Here is a 15,429-nt window from a genome sequence, read left to right as displayed (position 1 = left end):
AGACGAGCGATCTCACGCGAAACTTCAGCCCTCGTCTGGATACTGGTAGGTCTCGTCAACGATCTTCTGAAGCATCGCTTCGGGGCTTACCGGCGGGTCCACCCTGAATTCCATCTCCTGGAGGAGCAGGCCGGTGAGGGCGATAAAGCCTTGCAGTAAGCGGTATACGCCGTGTGGCTCGGCCATGACGCGTTCGACCGAGGCCCATGACCTCTTGTCGTCGTCACCGACGACGAAGGAGGCCATGACGTTCGTGACGGTGCGGACGTTCTCAGCGGTGTCGTTCGGGAAGCTCGCCATTCATCGAGCTTGCCACGATGTTCGGCGCAGGCGCTTCTTGCCGCGCAGTGCGTCCTGAGTGGTCTGCTGGTCGATGCTTGACCAGAAGACTGTCGGAGGATTGACCTAACGTGGCCGGTCTCGCCGCTCCGTGGCCCGACCCAGGTGTCAAACCTCAGCTCGATTCGACGCAGCTCCTTATCCAGTCAGGTATACGAGGTCGCGAGCGCGAAACGGGCAAGCAGCTGGATGTTATCCGCGCGGTAGACCGTCCTCGTACAAGTCGGCAATCTGCCGCCGTCCACGCTGCTCGATCTCGGCCCGCCTACGCTCCTCACGCAGATGTGCATACTTCCGCGCGATCCGCTCGATCGTCGGTGCAGCATCGAGTGCGGCATTCAATCGGCGATGACGGTCGATGTCGGCAGGGTCGAGAGTCGCCGGGTAGAAGCCCAATTCGGCTGCTAACTCAGCGCGTAATCTGCGTTCGTCCTCACTGAACGGCATATTGGCTCACTCTTCCTGGACTTGCTCGATGGTGCCGGCGAATGGGACTCCGATAGGCAGTCATCGGGAACTGAACTCGCCGCAGCGCCAGAGTGTCGATTGGCTAGTTGACATCCTGGTCCTCGTCCTCTGCGAAACCGACCTCGCTTAGCCAGTCTGACAAGGTGATCTCGGCGCGATGAGCGGGTTCCAGGTCGCACACGTCCTGCTCGAACTCTGCCTCGATCTCATCGGGGGTGAACACCTCGCCGTCGCTGATGCGCCGGAATGCGATCTCGGAGCCGAGGCTGCTGTAGATGCCGACAAGAGACGCCTCGATGATGTACTCGCGGATCGCGGCATCACCATGCATGTCGAATTCACGCCTTAAGAGCTGCTCGTCGTCCAGCTCCACAATCTGTTCGCGAAGCTCTTCGACAAGCTCGTACTCGATCCAGATGATGTCGGTGGTGGTATCGCGGTACAGCACAGGCAGGCTCCTCAACCTGGGCCTCCGAGGAGGCGCTCTTCCTTACACCGGTTGGTGTACGGCGCTTCGTCATCCGGGCCACCCATGAACCTGGGGTTGGCGTACCGCTAGCCGGAGCTTGGTGCGGCACCTCCTGAAGCTGATGGAGATCAACGACATTCGGGCTGTCTACATTCCGGCGTCTCGTGCCGGCAGTACAGCGACTGTGTGGCGCATCAAAGTTGGTAGTGACGATTCACCCAGTACTCAGTTGCGGCGGAAAGTTCCGAATAATGCCTGGTCAGGGACAAGGGTCTCGCCAGAAGTGCCGATACGACACGGGATTGAGGCCTTCCGGGTGCTCAACGGTTTCATTACTTCTGTAGGCCGAGCGACTCGTATCCTGTGCCGCAACAAGTTACGGTGCCGCGTGCGCGCCGCGCGGCACCGTTCGCTCGATCGTGGTTGACTTCGTGACTGCCGAATGCCTACCGACGACTTCAGTTTGAAGCCCGACTCTGTGCGTGACTGCCGCATCACTCGCCAGGCTTTCGCTATCGGCCCCACCCGCGAGTACTACCGCTGGCGCGAGGTTGATCAGCGCATCAATTCATCTATCGATGAGCATACTGCCAACTAACCGCCCAGAGGCGGTCAGTGTTGTTGCCACGGATGACGCCTAAGCCGTTCGCATGACAGCGCGTGTGGCTGGACAGCACTGGGGTGACGATGCCATGAGCACCGGACGAAGACGGGCTCGCAGTCGTCGCCTATTCAGCCGGAGGGTTGGCACTGTGTCGGGGCGACTCATGGGTTAATCGGCGGGCCGTGCCCACATTTTGCCCACAATCTGCTGCCGGTTACAGGTATCTGGAGGTATCAGCAGATGCGAGTTTATGCAGGTAGTGGCTACATTCAACCCTCTGACCAGGTGGCTGCGCAGAACCACGACTTCTTCTCGGGCTCGGGTTCGTCGTACGTGATCGGCAAGGCCGTCGTCACCGAAGACGAGGACTGGGACTTCTAGGGCTCGCAGGTAGGACTTTTCTGCCGGTCGGTCGAGTCCGGTTTGCCGATGCTTGTCTAGACTGCGTTGCGCGGTTACTGTTTGCCCAGGTGGAGGCGAGCTTCGACTCCGGGGGGTAGAAGTGGTTGTTTCTCGTTTGGCGTTATCGGTGTTGACCGGGGTGACATTCGGCTTTGCGGCGGCACCGCCAGCAGCGGCCGACAGCTTTGGGCCGCCGGATTTCAACGGTTATTGCAATTACAAGCACCATACGAATCTGATCTACGCGGCCGGACCTGCGAGTCTGACCGACGCGGACTCGTGGAAGTGCACCATCCCACCGGGAATCCCCACCGACGATGTCGACGTTAACGCTGCTTGTCGATGGAAGTATGGCGACGGCGCTGTCGCGCACACGGATAATCCCAAGTGGCCGCACTCATGGCAGTGTGTCCCGGCTGGGCCGCCCTCGAGCTCCAACATCCCGCTCAAGTGGAAGGGAACGTGGACGAGCGCTGGAACGAGTCTGCCTGCGACGCTGAACCTCACCAGCGTTGATCCTATCCAGGGTTCGATAGAGGTTGTCGGCCTTTGTGCGGCGAATTGGGGCGAAGTGCAACGCAATTCGGACACGTCGAGGCGTGTTCACGCATCGGTCACAGGCGGACCGTGCATCGACAATGAATGGGACTTGCTGATCGACAACCGCAGCATTACTGGACAGGATGCCAGCGGCAGGAACGCAAATTTTGCGTTCCTGCCCGCCTAGCTAATATTCTCTCTCGCTAATTTCAGTCGTGATCGGCGGCGAGCAGGACCATCGAGGAGCGGTGCAGACCGACCACGGTGCAGGCTCGGCGCTCAGAAACCCGAACCGCTCACGCAGCATCTCTGCTGCGCGGCGCTTCCGGTTCGGGTCAGTATGCCCGTCTCGGCTGGCATGTCCGGTCGGCCGCACTGTGACGAATGTGCACCCTTTCGGTGGGAAATCTGCGAAATGGCGACGTCTTCCTACGCACTCGTCACAGCGTCCAGAACAGATGTCAGCAATTCCCCAAGAGCTCCTGGGACTTCTAGTCACGCCCGCCGGCCGCGGGTGCGACGCAACAGGCGCCCGCTCAGCAGTCCACGACGGAACTTCTTGGTGGTCTTGTCGATGACGGACGTGTCGCGCAACGGCAACTGCAGTTCGTCCTCGGCCGGGATGCCGGCCTGCAATTGCCGGCCCCGCTCGAGTTCGGCGTCGACCTCGGCGCCGAACAGCAAGGCCACGTTGGTGATCCATAGCCACAGCAGGAACACCGCCACGCCGGCCAGCGAGCCGAACGTCTTGTTGTAGCTGCCGAAGTTGGCGACGTACACGCCGAACAACAGCGAGGCCACGGCCCACACCACGATGGCGATGGCCGCGCCCACACTGATCCACCGAAACTTCGGCTGCTTGACGTTGGGCCCGAAGTAATACATCACGGCCAGTGCGACGGCCACCAGAAGCAACAGTCCGGGCCAACGGGCGACGTTCCATACGGTCACCGTCGTCTCGCCGAGATGCAGCGCCGAACCGACCGCCTTGGCGACGTCACCGCTGAGCGTGAGCAGCAGCGCGCCCACGGCCCCGCCGATCAGCCCGACCGCGGTCAGCAACAACTGCTGGGAGCGCAGCTTCCAGGCCGGGCGGCCTTCCTCGACGCCGTAGATGCGATTCATCGCGCGGCTGAAGGCTCCGACATACCCCGAGGCTGACCACAGCGCGCCCAGGATGCCGACCACCAGAGCGAAGCCGGCCGTCGGTGCGCTGGCGAGCTGCTCGATGGGTTGTCGCAGGGTGTCGACGGCGCCGCCGGGGCTGATGTCGTCGACGATCCCCAGCAACGTCTGCGACGTGCGTTCGCTCTGCCCGATCACGCCCACCAGTGACACGATGACCACCAGTGCGGGAAACAACGACAGCACCGCGTAGTAGGTCAGCGCGGCGGCCAGGTCCATGCACTGGTCACTACTGAACTCGCTGATGGTCCGCCGGGCGGCGTACCGCAGTGAGGGCCGGGTCAGATCGGCGGGGGAGTCCGGTTTGGTCGGCGCGTCCGGGTCTGGGCGCGAACGGTTTTCGTTTTCGTCGACGGGTGTTGAGGTGGTCATCTCGTACCGATCATTCGCTCGCGGAGTCGCTCATCGCCCGCTGTGGCGACGTTCCTGCTGATTGGACAACCCGAGCGCCACACCGAGTGCAGACAGGGCGACGATGCCCGCCCCGAGGCCCGGACCCGCCCAGCCGAGGCTCATCGCCGCGACGCAGACGAGGGCCGAAGCAGCAATCAGTATGGCAAATGCCAGAGCGACAGAGTGTCCGCCGGCGGTCGGCTTGTGTTCCATGGCGGTGGGATTACCCGCGGGACGCCCGCTCCACACCGGTTTTCAACTCCCGGGTGCAGCAATCACTCAGCAAGCTGACAGTTGCCGCTGATATCAAGTGAAACCGATGCACCAGCTCATTGCGCAGATCTCGCTGATCCACGGCTGGTTTCCCGTCGTCGTCCAGACGGTCGCCGCGATGCTGCTGGGCGCCGCGGTGGGTTGGCGCTCGCCGCGCTGGCGTCGACGGCTGTTGCCAGTCCTCGTGGTCGTGGCGGCAGTGCTGGCCGCGCTTACCTACTGGTACATCGACTCGATCGGGGTGGCCGGCAACGCCGGACCGCCGCAGCTGTGGGTGTGGATCGCGTTGACGGCGCTGGCGGTCGGTGTCGCGACCGTGGGGTGGGTGAGTGCCCGCTGGTGGCGACGCACCGCCTCGGTGGCCGCAATCGCCGCATGTGCGGTGTCTTGTGGGCTGACCCTCAACATGTGGGTCGGCTATTTCCCGACGGTGCATGCCATGTGGAACCAGCTCACCTCCGGTCCGCTGCCGGGCCAGACCGACCGGCTGACCGTGACCAAGATGCAGCTGGCCCATTTCCAGCCCACCAGCGGCGTGCTGGTCCCGGTGACCATCGATGCCGAAGCGTCGGGCTTCGCCCACCGCACCGAACTCGTCTACCTCCCGCCGGCCTGGTTCGCCAGCAACCCGCCCCCGCGGCTCCCGGCGGTGATGATGATCGGCTCCCAGCTGAACACCCCGGCCGATTGGCTGCGGGCGGGCAACGTGCTGGGGATCATCGACGCGTTCGCGGCGGCCCACGGCGGCACCGCCCCGGTGTTCGTCTTCGTCGACGCCACGGGCTCGTTCACCAACGACACCGAGTGCGTCAACGGCGTGCGGGGCAACGCGGCCGATCATCTCACCAAAGACGTTGTGCCATACCTGGTCTCGAACTTCGGTGTGCGCGCCGATCGTGACGGGTGGGGGATCGCGGGGTGGTCGATGGGTGGCACGTGCGCGGTCGATCTGACTCTGATGCACCCCGACATGTTCGGCTCGTTCGTCGACATCGCCGGTGACCTGCGTCCGAACGCGGGCACCAAACAGCAGACGATCACCCGGCTCTTCGGCGGGGACGCCGACGCCTGGGCGGCCTACGATCCGCTCACCATCATGCGTCGGCACGGCCCGTACTCCGACGTCAGGGCCTGGTTCGAAGTCCCCGCCGCGCAGCATGGCGGTGGCGGGCACGATCCAGCCAATCCCGAGGGACAGGACGTGGCGGCCACCACCCTGTGCGACACTGCCCGAGCGGCCGCGATCGAATGCTCGGTGATCACCGCACCGGGCCGCCATGACTGGGCGTTCGCCAACAATGCGTTTGCCGCGGCATTACCGTGGCTGGCCGGTCAACTGCACACTCCCGGTGTGGAGGAGACGGCGTTGCCGGCGTCGACGTCGGGGCCGCACCCCACGAGTGTTCAGGCCGCCCCAGGCTAGCAGTGCTAACGCCCGCGCGCGGGCTGGGCTGCAGTCGACGCCGACGAGGACGGCAGTGTCGACGGCCGTTCGATGATCGTCGAGTTCGCCCCTCCGACACGGTAACTGGCGCCACGATGCTCGTCGGCCAACCGGTCACCGTTGCCCAGCAGCTTGTTGCGCAAGCTGCCCGGTGCGTACTCCGTCTGGTAGGCGCCGCGCTCGGTGAGCACCGGCACCACGTGGGTGATGAAATCCGCGAAGGATCCGGGCGTGATCGCGTAAGCCAGGTTGAAACCGTCGACGTCGGTCTCCTCGACCCACTCCTGCAAGGTGTCGGCAACGTGCACGCCGGATCCGACGATGCGCGGTCCCATGCCGCCGATCTCACCCCACTCGGCGATATCGCGCACATTCCACTCACCGCCCTTGTCCGAGGCGGACTGAAATGCCTTGACGGCCGAGAGGATTGCGTTGGAATCCACATTGCCGATCGGCTCGTCGAGGCCGTAGCGGGCCAGATCGACCCCCATCCAGCCGGACATGAACACCAGCGCGCCTTCGGGATCGCCATAGGCCAGGTACTCGGCATGGGTGGCGTGGGCGGCTTCGTCGGTCTCGCCGGTGATGATCGTGGTGAGGTTGAAGATCTTGGCCGAGTAGGGATCGCGCCCGGCGAGTTCGAGCTCGGCGCGGATCGTGGAGACCGTCTCGCGCAGAAGGGCTTTGGTGGGAGCGGCGGTGAAGATGGCCTCGGCGTTCTCGGCGGCGAACCGCACCCCGCGCGGGGAGGAGCCCGCCTGGTAGATCACCGGGGTGCGCTGTGGCGACGGCTCGGCCAGATGCACGCCCGGAACGCTGAAATGTGTTCCGGAGTGGCCGATGTGATGCACCTTCGCCGGATCGGTGAAGACTCCGCGGGCGGCGTCGCGCACCACCGCGTCGTCCTCCCATGAGCCTTCCCACAACTTGTAGAGCACCTCGAGGTACTCGTCGGCGTGGTCGTAGCGCGCATCGTGGGCCGGTTGGTCCGTCTGGCCCATGTTGCGCGCCGCAGCGGGCAGATACCCGGTGACGACGTTCCATCCGACCCGGCCATTGGTCAGATGGTCCAGCGTCGACATCCGACGGGCGAACGGGTAGGGATGCTCGAAACCGGTCCCGGTGGTGATACCGAAACCGAGGTGCTCGGTCACCAGGGCCATCGCCGACACCAGCAGCATGGGGTCACCGACGGGAATCTGGGCGGCCTGGCGGATCGCCGCCTCGTCACTGGCTCCGTACACGTCGTATGTGCCCAGCACGTCGGCGATGAACAGGCCGTCAAATCGCCCGCGCTCCAACAACTTCGCCAGTTCGGTCCAGTAGGTGATGTCCTTGTAGCGCCACGACTGATCATCGGGATGGCGCCACAGCCCGGGCGATTGATGGGCGACGCAGTTCATATCGAAGGCGTTGAAGCGGATCACACGGGTCACTGGGTGAGCGTGTCGGACCGACGGCCGCGCGTCACCGGTTGTGCTCACGGGGATTGTTTTGGAAGTGCACCACGAGCGCACAGCCGGCCACCTTGTCGACTTTTCCAGTGGAGAGTTCGGCGGGAAACCGCCAAACTTGCGGAGTGTCAACGAAGTCGCTGCTGATCTCGGTCCTGAACTGGCTACGCGCCGGGTATCCAGAAGGCGTGCCGGGTACCGATCGGGTTCCCCTGCTGGCCTTGTTACGGGCCACCCCGCTCACCGAGGAGCAGGTGGCCGAAGTGGTCCGCAACATTGCCGAGGCCTCCGCGCCCGCCGACATCGACGATCCCATCGAGCGCGACGACATCGCGGAGTTCATCGCCGATGTGTGCCATCACGATGCCGGCCCCGAGAACATCGCGCGGGTGGCGGCCAAACTGGCCGCGGCGGGCTGGCCGCTGGCCGGCGTCGACCTGGTATCCGACGCTGCCGCCGACTCAGACGACCAATAAACGCGTACGCCGCGGATTGCAGTTAAGGGGGTGACTGCAATCCGCGGCGTTGACGTGGGTTTCGACTATCCGCGCAGCGAGGAGGTGTCGATCACGAAGCGGTACCGCACGTCACTGGCGAGCACACGCTCGTAGGCCTCGTTGATGTAATCGGGCTGGATGACCTCGATCTCGGGGAGCACATCGTGCTCGGCGCAGAAATCGAGCATTTCCTGGGTCTCGGGGATGCCGCCGATCATCGACCCCGACAGGCTGCGACGCATGGCACCGAGCGGGAAGAACGGCACTACCAGGGGCTTCTCCGGAGCGCCCAGCTCCACGAGCGTGCCGTCGCGCTTGAGCAGGCCCAGGTAGGCGCCGAGGTCCAGGTTCGCCGAGACGGTGTTCAAGATCAGGTCGAACTGGCCGGCCAGCTTGCCGAAGGTGTCCGAGTCGCTCGTCGCGTAGTACTCGTCGGCACCCAGCCGCAGCCCGTCTTCCATCTTCTTGAGCGACTGCGACAACACGGTGACGTGCGCGCCCATCGCCTTGGCCAGCTTGACGCCGACGTGGCCCAGGCCGCCGAGGCCGATGATCGCGACCTTCTTGTCCGGCCCGGCGTTCCAGTGCCGCAGCGGGGAGTAGGTGGTGATGCCGGCGCACAGCAGGGGAGCGGCCTTGTCCAGCGGGATGCTGTCGGGGATACGCAGCACGTAGTTCTCGTCGACGACGATCGCGCCGCTGTAGCCGCCATAGGTGGGGGTGCCGTCGCGACCGGTCGCGTTGTACGTGCCGATCATGCCGCTGCCGGTGCAGTACTGCTCCAACCCGGCCTTGCAGTTGTCGCATTCGCGACAGGAGTCCACAAAACAACCCACGCCGACGTGGTCGCCGACCTTGTACTTGGTGACCTCGGAGCCGACGGCGGTGACGACGCCGGCGATCTCGTGGCCGGCCACCACCGGGTAGTTCGGGGTGCCCCACTCGCCCTTGACGGTGTGGATGTCGGAATGGCAGATGCCGGCGAAGTGGATGTCGAAGGCCACATCATGTGGGCCGACCTCGCGGCGGGTGATGCTGGTTTTGGCCAGCGGCTCGGTCGCCGAATTTGCGGCATAGGCGTAAACAGTGCTCATCAAAAGCCCTCTTTGCTCGTCGTCGTGCGTATTCACCGAAGGTTAGCCCGGTTAACTGACTACTGCCTGAAGACGGCAGTCCGCCCAGTGCAACGGCGCAGGCGGCGGCGATAGTCCCGCTGTCGGCTGTGACATGTATCCCGGACAGTCCGGGCCGAGGTCACAAGCCTGGCGCCCGGAAGGCCCCGTTGAAGGACGTGCGTTCGCAGCGGATCAGCCCGGCCAGGGTGTAGGGATCGCGGGCGATCAGATCCTCGACCTCCGGCTCGCTGAGGTCCCCGGTGATCAGCACTGCGCCGGTCGCCGATTCCAGACGTCCGGCCAACACGATGCGGCCCGCGGCCACCTCTTCCTCGAGCCACGCGATGTGGGCAGGGCGGGTCTGCTCGACGACGTCGAGCGGTTGGGTGTACGTGGTGGTGAGGACGTGAAACACGTGGCTGAGATTAGTTGATCGGCGCGTTGACCCAGCGCAGGTCATCGAGGATGCCCCGGGCGGCCACGATGTTCTGTCCGGTCTGCCAGACCTCGTTGTTGACCACGAACACCCGATTGTCCCGGGTCGCGGACAATGCCCGCCACGCCGGGCTGTCGAGAATCGCCGGGGCATGATCTCGCGCTTCCGGCGACGCGAAGGACACATAGACGATGTCGGCGTCGGCGATCCGGTAATCGGCGTCGGTGGTGCTCAGCTCCTCGTAGGGCTTGTCGGTAAACCGTTGCGCCGCAGGGCGATCCAGGCCAACTGCGGCGAGCACGCTGCCGGGGAAGTTGTTGGCGCCGTAGACGCGCACGGTGTTCTCGGTCAGCTGTACCACCGAGGCCTGGAAATGCCCGGCGTCGTTCTGTGCGCCGGCGTCGCGGGCGGCGTCGTCGAACTTGGCGATCAGGTCGGCGGCCGCCTCGGCGCGACCCGTCGCCTCTCCGACCGCCCGCAAGGTGTCGCGCCAACCGGCCCCGGGGGCACCGGTGAACACGGTCGGCGCGATCGCCGACAACGCGCCGAAGGACGACGGCGTCAGGGCTGCCGACCCCAGGATCAGCTCGGGCTTGGCGGCTTCCAGGGCGGCCAGGTCCGGCGCTTCCCGGGTGCCGGCCGGGGCCACCTCGTGGATGACCCGGCCCAGATATGAGGGCTGTTGGTCGGAGCCGGCCGGGAGCGCCGCAGCGACGATGCGTGACTGCAGTCCCAGCGCGCACAACGCGTCGAGCTGGTCGCCGGACAACGCCACGATGCGTTGCGGGTCTCCTCGCAGCTCCGTGGACTCCGGGATCTCCGAGTCGCCCGCTCCATCTGGCTTGGCGTTGCGGACCCGGCGCGCCGCCTGGTCGGCGGGTGCCGGCTCGGCGGCGCAGGACTCGTCGGGTCGGCGATCGTTTCCCAACACCCCCGCACCGGCGATCTTGGTGACGCTGGTGGAGATCGACGTCTGACCCGTGGATGTCTGCTCGGCCGTGCCGCACCCACTGGCCAGGGTGGCGGCTGCGGCGATCACGGCGACTGTGGCGCGGGGACGGTTCGTCAGCACCGGCCGACCGTAACATCGACAGCCTTCCCGCTGGTCAGAAGCTCGTAGCCGAAATTGCTCGCGTCGGGACGCCACGCAGTACGACAGTTTGTAGGACCCACGGGCGCGCAGGCCGCCGGGAGCGTTAGGATTCAGTTCGAGAAGCGGGATTTCCCGACGAATCTTTGGAGGATCTCTTGGTAGCCGAAGCGCCCCCAATCGGAGAACTCGAGGCACGTCGTCCTTTTCCGGAACGGATGGGCCCCAAGGGCAACCTGATCTACAAGCTCATCACCACGACCGATCACAAGTTGATCGGCATCATGTACTGCGTCGTCTGCTTCGCCTTCTTCTTCATCGGCGGTCTGATGGCGCTGTTCATGCGTACCGAACTGGCGATGCCCGGCTTGCAGTTCTTGAGCAATGAGCAGTTCAACCAGCTGTTCACCATGCACGGCACGGTGATGCTGCTGTTCTACGCCACCCCGATCGTGTTCGGGTTCGCCAACCTGGTGCTGCCGCTGCAGATCGGTGCGCCCGATGTGGCGTTCCCGCGCTTGAACGCGCTGTCGTTCTGGCTGTTCCTGTTCGGCGCGCTGATCGCCCTCGGTGGCTTCATCACCCCGGGCGGCGCTGCGGACTTCGGTTGGACGGCCTACTCGCCGCTGACCGACGCCATCCACTCCCCGGGCGCCGGCGGCGACCTGTGGATCCTGGGCCTGGCCGTCGGTGGTCTCGGCACCATCCTCGGTGGCGTCAACATGATCACCACCGTGGTCTGCATGCGCGCCCCGGGCATGACGATGTTCCGGATGCCGGTGTTCACCTGGAACATCCTGGTGACCTCGATCCTGGTGCTGATCGCCTTCCCGATCCTGACCGCCGCACTGTTCGGCCTGGCCGCCGACCGCCACCTGGGTGCGCACATCTACGACCCGGCCAACGGCGGTGTGCTGTTGTGGCAGCACCTGTTCTGGTTCTTCGGTCACCCCGAGGTGTACATCATCGCGCTGCCGTTCTTCGGCATCGTGTCCGAGATCTTCCCGGTGTTCAGCCGCAAACCGATCTTCGGCTACACCACCCTGATCTACGCCACGATCAGCATCGCGGCCCTGTCCATCGCGGTGTGGGCGCACCACATGTACGCCACCGGTGCCGTGCTGCTGCCGTTCTTCTCCTTCATGACGTTCCTGATCGCCGTCCCGACCGGCATCAAGTTCTTCAACTGGATCGGCACGATGTGGAAGGGCCAGTTGACGTTCGAGACGCCGATGCTGTTCTCGGTCGGCTTCCTGATCACCTTCCTGCTCGGTGGCCTGTCCGGTGTGCTGCTGGCCAGCCCGCCGCTGGACTTCCACGTCACCGACAGCTACTTCGTCATCGCGCACTTCCACTACGTGCTCTTCGGCACCATCGTGTTCGCCACCTACGCGGGCATCTACTTCTGGTTCCCGAAGATGACCGGACGTCTGCTCGACGAGCGCCTGGGCAAGCTGCACTTCTGGCTGACCTTCATCGGCTTCCACACCACCTTCCTGGTTCAGCACTGGGTCGGCGATGAGGGCATGCCGCGGCGCTACGCCGACTACCTGGCCAGCGACGGCTTCACCACGCTTAACGTGATCTCCACGATCGGCTCGTTCATCCTGGGTATCTCGGTGCTGCCGTTCGTGTGGAACGTGTTCAAGAGCTGGCGCTACGGCGAGCCGGTGATGGTCGACGACCCGTGGGGTTACGGCAACTCGCTGGAGTGGGCGACCTCCTGCCCGCCCCCGCGGCACAACTTCACCGAGCTGCCCCGGATCCGTTCGGAGCGTCCGGCGTTCGAGCTGCACTACCCGCACATGATCGAGCGGATGCGCGCCGAGGCCCACGTGGGCCGCGCACATCACCCAGAGCTCGAGTCTGCGGACGCCTCCAGCTGACGGGTGGCAGCATCCGGGGGTGAGCCCGTCGAAGAAGTGTCGATCGGTGCTTCACGAGAGCGCTCATCGGTACTGATCACGGTCACCGGAGTCGATCAGCCCGGCGTCACCTCGGCCCTGTTCGAGGTCCTGGCCCGCCATCAGGTCGAGCTGCGCAACGTCGAACAGGTCGTGGTCCGCGGCCGGCTCACCCTGGGTGTGCTGGTCGCGGCGCCGGTGACGGCGACGGCCGACGGCGCGTTACGCCGTGACGTCGAGTCGGCGATCCATCGGCTCGGGCTCGACGTCGCGGTCGAGCACAGCGACGACATGCCCGTCATGCGCGAGCCGTCGACGCACACCATCGTGGTGCTGGGCCGCCCCATCACCGCCGAGGCGTTCAGCGTGGTGGCCCGTGAGGTGGCCGCACTGGGCGTCAACATCGACACGATCCGTGGGGTGTCCGACTATCCGGTGACCGGGCTGGAACTTCGGGTGTCGGTGCCGGCCGGGCCAGACAACGCTGTGTACGGCGCCTTACAGTCGGCGCTGTCCCAGGTGGCGGTCGATGAAGGCGTCGACATCGCGTTGGAGGACTACAGCCTGGCGCGGCGGGCCAAGCGACTCATCGTCTTCGACGTCGACTCCACCCTGATCCAGGGTGAGGTCATCGAGATGCTGGCCGCCCGCGCCGGCATGGAGGCACAGGTGGCGGCGGTCACCGAAGCCGCGATGCGCGGCGAACTGGACTTCGCCGAATCGCTGCACCGCCGGGTGGCCACCCTGGCCGGGTTGCCGGCCTCGGTGCTCGACGACGTCGCCGAACAGATCGAGCTGACCCCCGGGGCGCGCACCACCATCCGGACCCTGCGGCGGCTCGGCTTCCACTGCGGCGTGGTGTCGGGCGGGTTCCGCCAGGTCATCGAACCGCTGGCGCATGAACTCATGCTCGATTACGTGGCGGCCAACGAACTCGAGGTGGTCGACGGAAAGCTGACCGGACGGGTCATCGGCCAGGTTGTCGACCGGCCTGGTAAAGCCAAGGCGCTGCGTGATTTCGCCCAACAGGTCGGCGTGCCGATGGAGCAGACCGTGGCCGTCGGAGACGGCGCCAACGACATCGACATGCTGGCCGCCGCCGGGCTGGGCGTGGCGTTCAATGCCAAGCCCGCACTGCGCGAGGTCGCCGATGCCTCGCTGAGCCACCCTTATCTGGACACCGTGCTGTTCATCCTCGGCGTCACCCGCGGTGAGATCGAGGCCGCCGACGCGCTCGACGGCATGCTGCGCCGCGTCGAGATCCCCGAGGACTGACACACGGCGAGAACCGGACCGCCGGGCTGTCGTAGGGTAGGGGAATGGCGAACCTCAAGCACACGATCGTGGTCGGAACGTTCGCTGTCGCGGCAGTTCTGGGACAGTTGGCGGTGGCGGCCCCGGCCGAGGCCAAACGGTGCCCGTCCGGAACCAAGGCCACCAAGTTCGACGGCGTGTGCGTGGCCGGTGGTTCCGGCGGCGGGATGGGTGCGGTGGCACCGCCGGTGATGGCGCCGGGCACCGGAGACGCCAACATCCAGAGCCGGCCCGGCCAGCTGCCGACGGTGAACGGAGTTCCGTGCACCATCGAGCATTTCAGCACCTGCTACGCCATGTCGCAGCAGCCCTGAGCGCCGATCAGACCACCAGCGTCTGCGGCTGTGCGCTCAGCGTGCCGGTGATGCTGTGCCAAGCGCGCACCAAGAGCTGAACGGCCGCTTCGAGTTCCGGCTCGGGTAGTGCGTAGGGCAGTCGGATGAACCGCTCAAGGGTGCCTTCGACCCCGAACCGCGGGCCGGCAGGCACATTCAGCCCCAACCGCATGGCGGCAGCCGACAACGCGGTGCTCATCGGCGCCGGCAGCCTCACCCACAATGACATCCCGCCGCGTCCGCGGCCTGGTTGCCAGTCAGGGAGTTCGCGGGCCAGGAGCGTCACCAGGAATTCCCTACGGGCGCACAACATTTCGCGACGCTCCGGCAGCACCTCCGCGTGTGCCGTGAGTAGCCTGGCCGCGGCGAGTTGCTCGAGAATGGGAGTGCCCAGATCCACCGACGGCCGGATCGCCGCGATGGCCGCCAGCGTGGCGGGTTCGGCCCGGATCCAGCCGACCCGCAGACCGCCCCAGAACGATTTCGACATCGAGCCGACCGTGAGCACCAGATCGTCGCGCGCCACCGCGGCGGCCAGCGGCTCGGGCGGTGCTTCGTCGATCCACATGTCGGCGATCGACTCGTCGATGATTGTGCGGGTGCGAGTATCGGAGATGAGTTGCCCCAACCGCTTTCGTTCAGCAGCGGGCATGGTGAAACCGGTCGGGTTGTGGCTGTCGGGAATCAGGTAGGCCAGGCTCGGGGCGAGCTGTCGTAGTGCGGCCTGCACCGCGTCGAGTTCCCAACCGTCCTCGGTGAGCGCCACGGGGACCGCCCGGGCTCCCGCGGTGGCGATCGCGGTGAGCGCACCGTGGTACGTCGGCTGCTCGACGAGCACCCGATCGCCGGGCCGGGTGTGGCTGGCCAGGATCAGCCCGATGGCGTGTTGCGCACCGGTGGTCACCATGATCTGGCTCGGGTCAGTGGGTAGGCCACGGGCGCAATACCTTTCGGCGACCGCGGCGCGCAGCGGCACCACTGCCCTGCCCGCCGCCGGCCCCATTCCGACCGAGGCCACCACGCCCACGGTCAGCCTGGCCGAGGCGGCGATGGCCGCGCCCGGCACCGCGGTGCTCGAAGCGTTCGCCGACGCCGCCCGCGACATCGCGCCGTATCTGCGTGAGCCCGGGCACGAGGTGATGGGCGTGGTGCCGCTGCGCGCCGCGG

Annotated in this window: 15 protein-coding genes, 1 pseudogene and 1 riboswitch; of the genes and pseudogenes, 7 read left to right on the top strand and 9 right to left on the bottom strand. The window is 65.7% G+C overall.

From position 1 onward, the window contains the following. Positions 1-24 precede the first annotated feature (24 nt). Both A5699_RS05995 and A5699_RS05985 read right to left on the bottom strand, forming a co-directional pair. Positions 25-300 (bottom strand): hypothetical protein, encoded by a 276-nt coding sequence (locus A5699_RS05995; RefSeq protein ID WP_067766840.1) that lies wholly within the window; start codon positions 298-300, stop codon positions 25-27. 589 nt (positions 301-889) lie between these two features. Next, entirely contained in the window at positions 890-1,255 is a 366-nt protein-coding gene (locus A5699_RS05985; protein ID WP_067766831.1) for a hypothetical protein, read from the bottom strand. A gap of 29 nt (positions 1,256-1,284) precedes the next feature. Next, a riboswitch (SAM riboswitch) is annotated at positions 1,285-1,394 on the bottom strand. Between the two features lie 774 nt (positions 1,395-2,168). Here A5699_RS05985 and A5699_RS29820 point away from each other — a divergent pair. Beyond that, a pseudogene (locus A5699_RS29820) lies at positions 2,169-2,261 on the top strand (hypothetical protein); the annotation flags it as partial. Between the two features lie 121 nt (positions 2,262-2,382). After that, the gene (locus tag A5699_RS28970; RefSeq protein ID WP_197508204.1) at positions 2,383-3,009 is read left to right on the top strand and encodes a hypothetical protein; all 627 of its coding nucleotides are present in this window, start codon (positions 2,383-2,385) and stop codon (positions 3,007-3,009) included. Between the two features lie 308 nt (positions 3,010-3,317). Here A5699_RS28970 and A5699_RS05980 read toward each other — a convergent pair whose 3' ends face one another. Next, positions 3,318-4,379, bottom strand: a complete 1,062-nt coding sequence (locus tag A5699_RS05980) for a YihY/virulence factor BrkB family protein (protein ID WP_067766828.1) — start codon at positions 4,377-4,379, stop codon at positions 3,318-3,320. A gap of 30 nt (positions 4,380-4,409) precedes the next feature. Then, positions 4,410-4,613 carry a hypothetical protein gene (locus A5699_RS05975; protein WP_067766825.1) on the bottom strand — a complete coding sequence of 68 codons (204 nt, stop codon included), beginning with the start codon at positions 4,611-4,613 and terminating at the stop codon, positions 4,410-4,412. A 106-nt stretch (positions 4,614-4,719) separates the two neighbouring features. Here A5699_RS05975 and A5699_RS05970 point away from each other — a divergent pair, with 106 nt between their 5' ends. After that, a complete protein-coding gene (locus A5699_RS05970; RefSeq protein ID WP_067766887.1) occupies positions 4,720-6,096 on the top strand; it encodes an alpha/beta hydrolase family protein in 1,377 nt (458 codons plus the stop codon). A gap of 5 nt (positions 6,097-6,101) precedes the next feature. Here the strand turns inward: A5699_RS05970 and A5699_RS05965 are convergent, their stop codons facing one another. Continuing rightward, the gene (locus A5699_RS05965) at positions 6,102-7,553 is read right to left on the bottom strand and encodes an LLM class flavin-dependent oxidoreductase (RefSeq protein ID WP_067766822.1); all 1,452 of its coding nucleotides are present in this window, start codon (positions 7,551-7,553) and stop codon (positions 6,102-6,104) included. A gap of 143 nt (positions 7,554-7,696) precedes the next feature. Between A5699_RS05965 and A5699_RS05960 the strand changes: the two genes are divergently transcribed. After that, positions 7,697-8,047 carry a DUF3349 domain-containing protein gene (locus tag A5699_RS05960; protein WP_067766819.1) on the top strand — a complete coding sequence of 117 codons (351 nt, stop codon included), beginning with the start codon at positions 7,697-7,699 and terminating at the stop codon, positions 8,045-8,047. A gap of 65 nt (positions 8,048-8,112) precedes the next feature. On the opposite strand, the gene A5699_RS05955 is transcribed toward A5699_RS05960, so the two are convergent. From A5699_RS05955 to A5699_RS05945, 3 genes are all read right to left on the bottom strand, one after another. Next, positions 8,113-9,162: an NAD(P)-dependent alcohol dehydrogenase gene (locus A5699_RS05955; protein WP_067766816.1), complete on the bottom strand. Its 1,050-nt coding sequence runs from the start codon at positions 9,160-9,162 to the stop codon at positions 8,113-8,115. A 160-nt stretch (positions 9,163-9,322) separates the two neighbouring features. Further along, positions 9,323-9,598: a YciI family protein gene (locus tag A5699_RS05950; RefSeq protein WP_067766813.1), complete on the bottom strand. Its 276-nt coding sequence runs from the start codon at positions 9,596-9,598 to the stop codon at positions 9,323-9,325. 10 nt (positions 9,599-9,608) lie between these two features. Then, on the bottom strand, positions 9,609-10,691 hold the full coding sequence (locus A5699_RS05945) for an iron-siderophore ABC transporter substrate-binding protein (RefSeq protein ID WP_067766810.1): 1,083 nt from the start codon (positions 10,689-10,691) through the stop codon (positions 9,609-9,611). 176 nt (positions 10,692-10,867) lie between these two features. Here A5699_RS05945 and ctaD point away from each other — a divergent pair, with 176 nt between their 5' ends. From ctaD to A5699_RS05930, 3 genes are read left to right on the top strand one after another with little or no spacing between them, the layout of a single operon-like run. Next, positions 10,868-12,595, top strand: a complete 1,728-nt coding sequence (gene ctaD, locus A5699_RS05940; protein WP_067766884.1) for a cytochrome c oxidase subunit I — start codon at positions 10,868-10,870, stop codon at positions 12,593-12,595. Between the two features lie 42 nt (positions 12,596-12,637). Further along, positions 12,638-13,888 carry a phosphoserine phosphatase SerB gene (serB, locus tag A5699_RS05935; protein WP_067766881.1) on the top strand — a complete coding sequence of 417 codons (1,251 nt, stop codon included), beginning with the start codon at positions 12,638-12,640 and terminating at the stop codon, positions 13,886-13,888. 44 nt (positions 13,889-13,932) lie between these two features. After that, positions 13,933-14,241 carry a hypothetical protein gene (locus A5699_RS05930; protein ID WP_067766807.1) on the top strand — a complete coding sequence of 103 codons (309 nt, stop codon included), beginning with the start codon at positions 13,933-13,935 and terminating at the stop codon, positions 14,239-14,241. 7 nt (positions 14,242-14,248) lie between these two features. Here the strand turns inward: A5699_RS05930 and A5699_RS05925 are convergent. Then, positions 14,249-15,429, bottom strand: a 1,181-nt coding sequence (locus A5699_RS05925; RefSeq protein ID WP_231965601.1) for a PLP-dependent aminotransferase family protein, incomplete at its 5' end; no start/stop codon positions are given.

Source organism: Mycobacterium sp. E802 (genome assembly GCF_001666875.1).
GTDB lineage: Bacteria > Actinomycetota > Actinomycetes > Mycobacteriales > Mycobacteriaceae > Mycobacterium.
Note: the sequence above shows the minus strand (reverse complement) of the source record. Positions and strands in the feature narration are given on the sequence as shown.

Bases quoted from the DNA above. Each gene is read 5' to 3' on its own strand.
- A5699_RS05995 (WP_067766840.1), bottom strand. From the start codon at position 300: ATGGCGAGCTTCCCGAACGACACCGCTGAGAACGTCCGCACCGTCACG.
- A5699_RS05980 (WP_067766828.1), bottom strand. From the start codon at position 4,379: ATGACCACCTCAACACCCGTCGACGAAAACGAAAACCGTTCGCGCCCA.
- A5699_RS05975 (WP_067766825.1), bottom strand. From the start codon at position 4,613: ATGGAACACAAGCCGACCGCCGGCGGACACTCTGTCGCTCTGGCATTT.
- A5699_RS05970 (WP_067766887.1), top strand. From the start codon at position 4,720: ATGCACCAGCTCATTGCGCAGATCTCGCTGATCCACGGCTGGTTTCCC.
- A5699_RS05955 (WP_067766816.1), bottom strand. From the start codon at position 9,162: ATGAGCACTGTTTACGCCTATGCCGCAAATTCGGCGACCGAGCCGCTG.
- A5699_RS05930 (WP_067766807.1), top strand. From the start codon at position 13,933: ATGGCGAACCTCAAGCACACGATCGTGGTCGGAACGTTCGCTGTCGCG.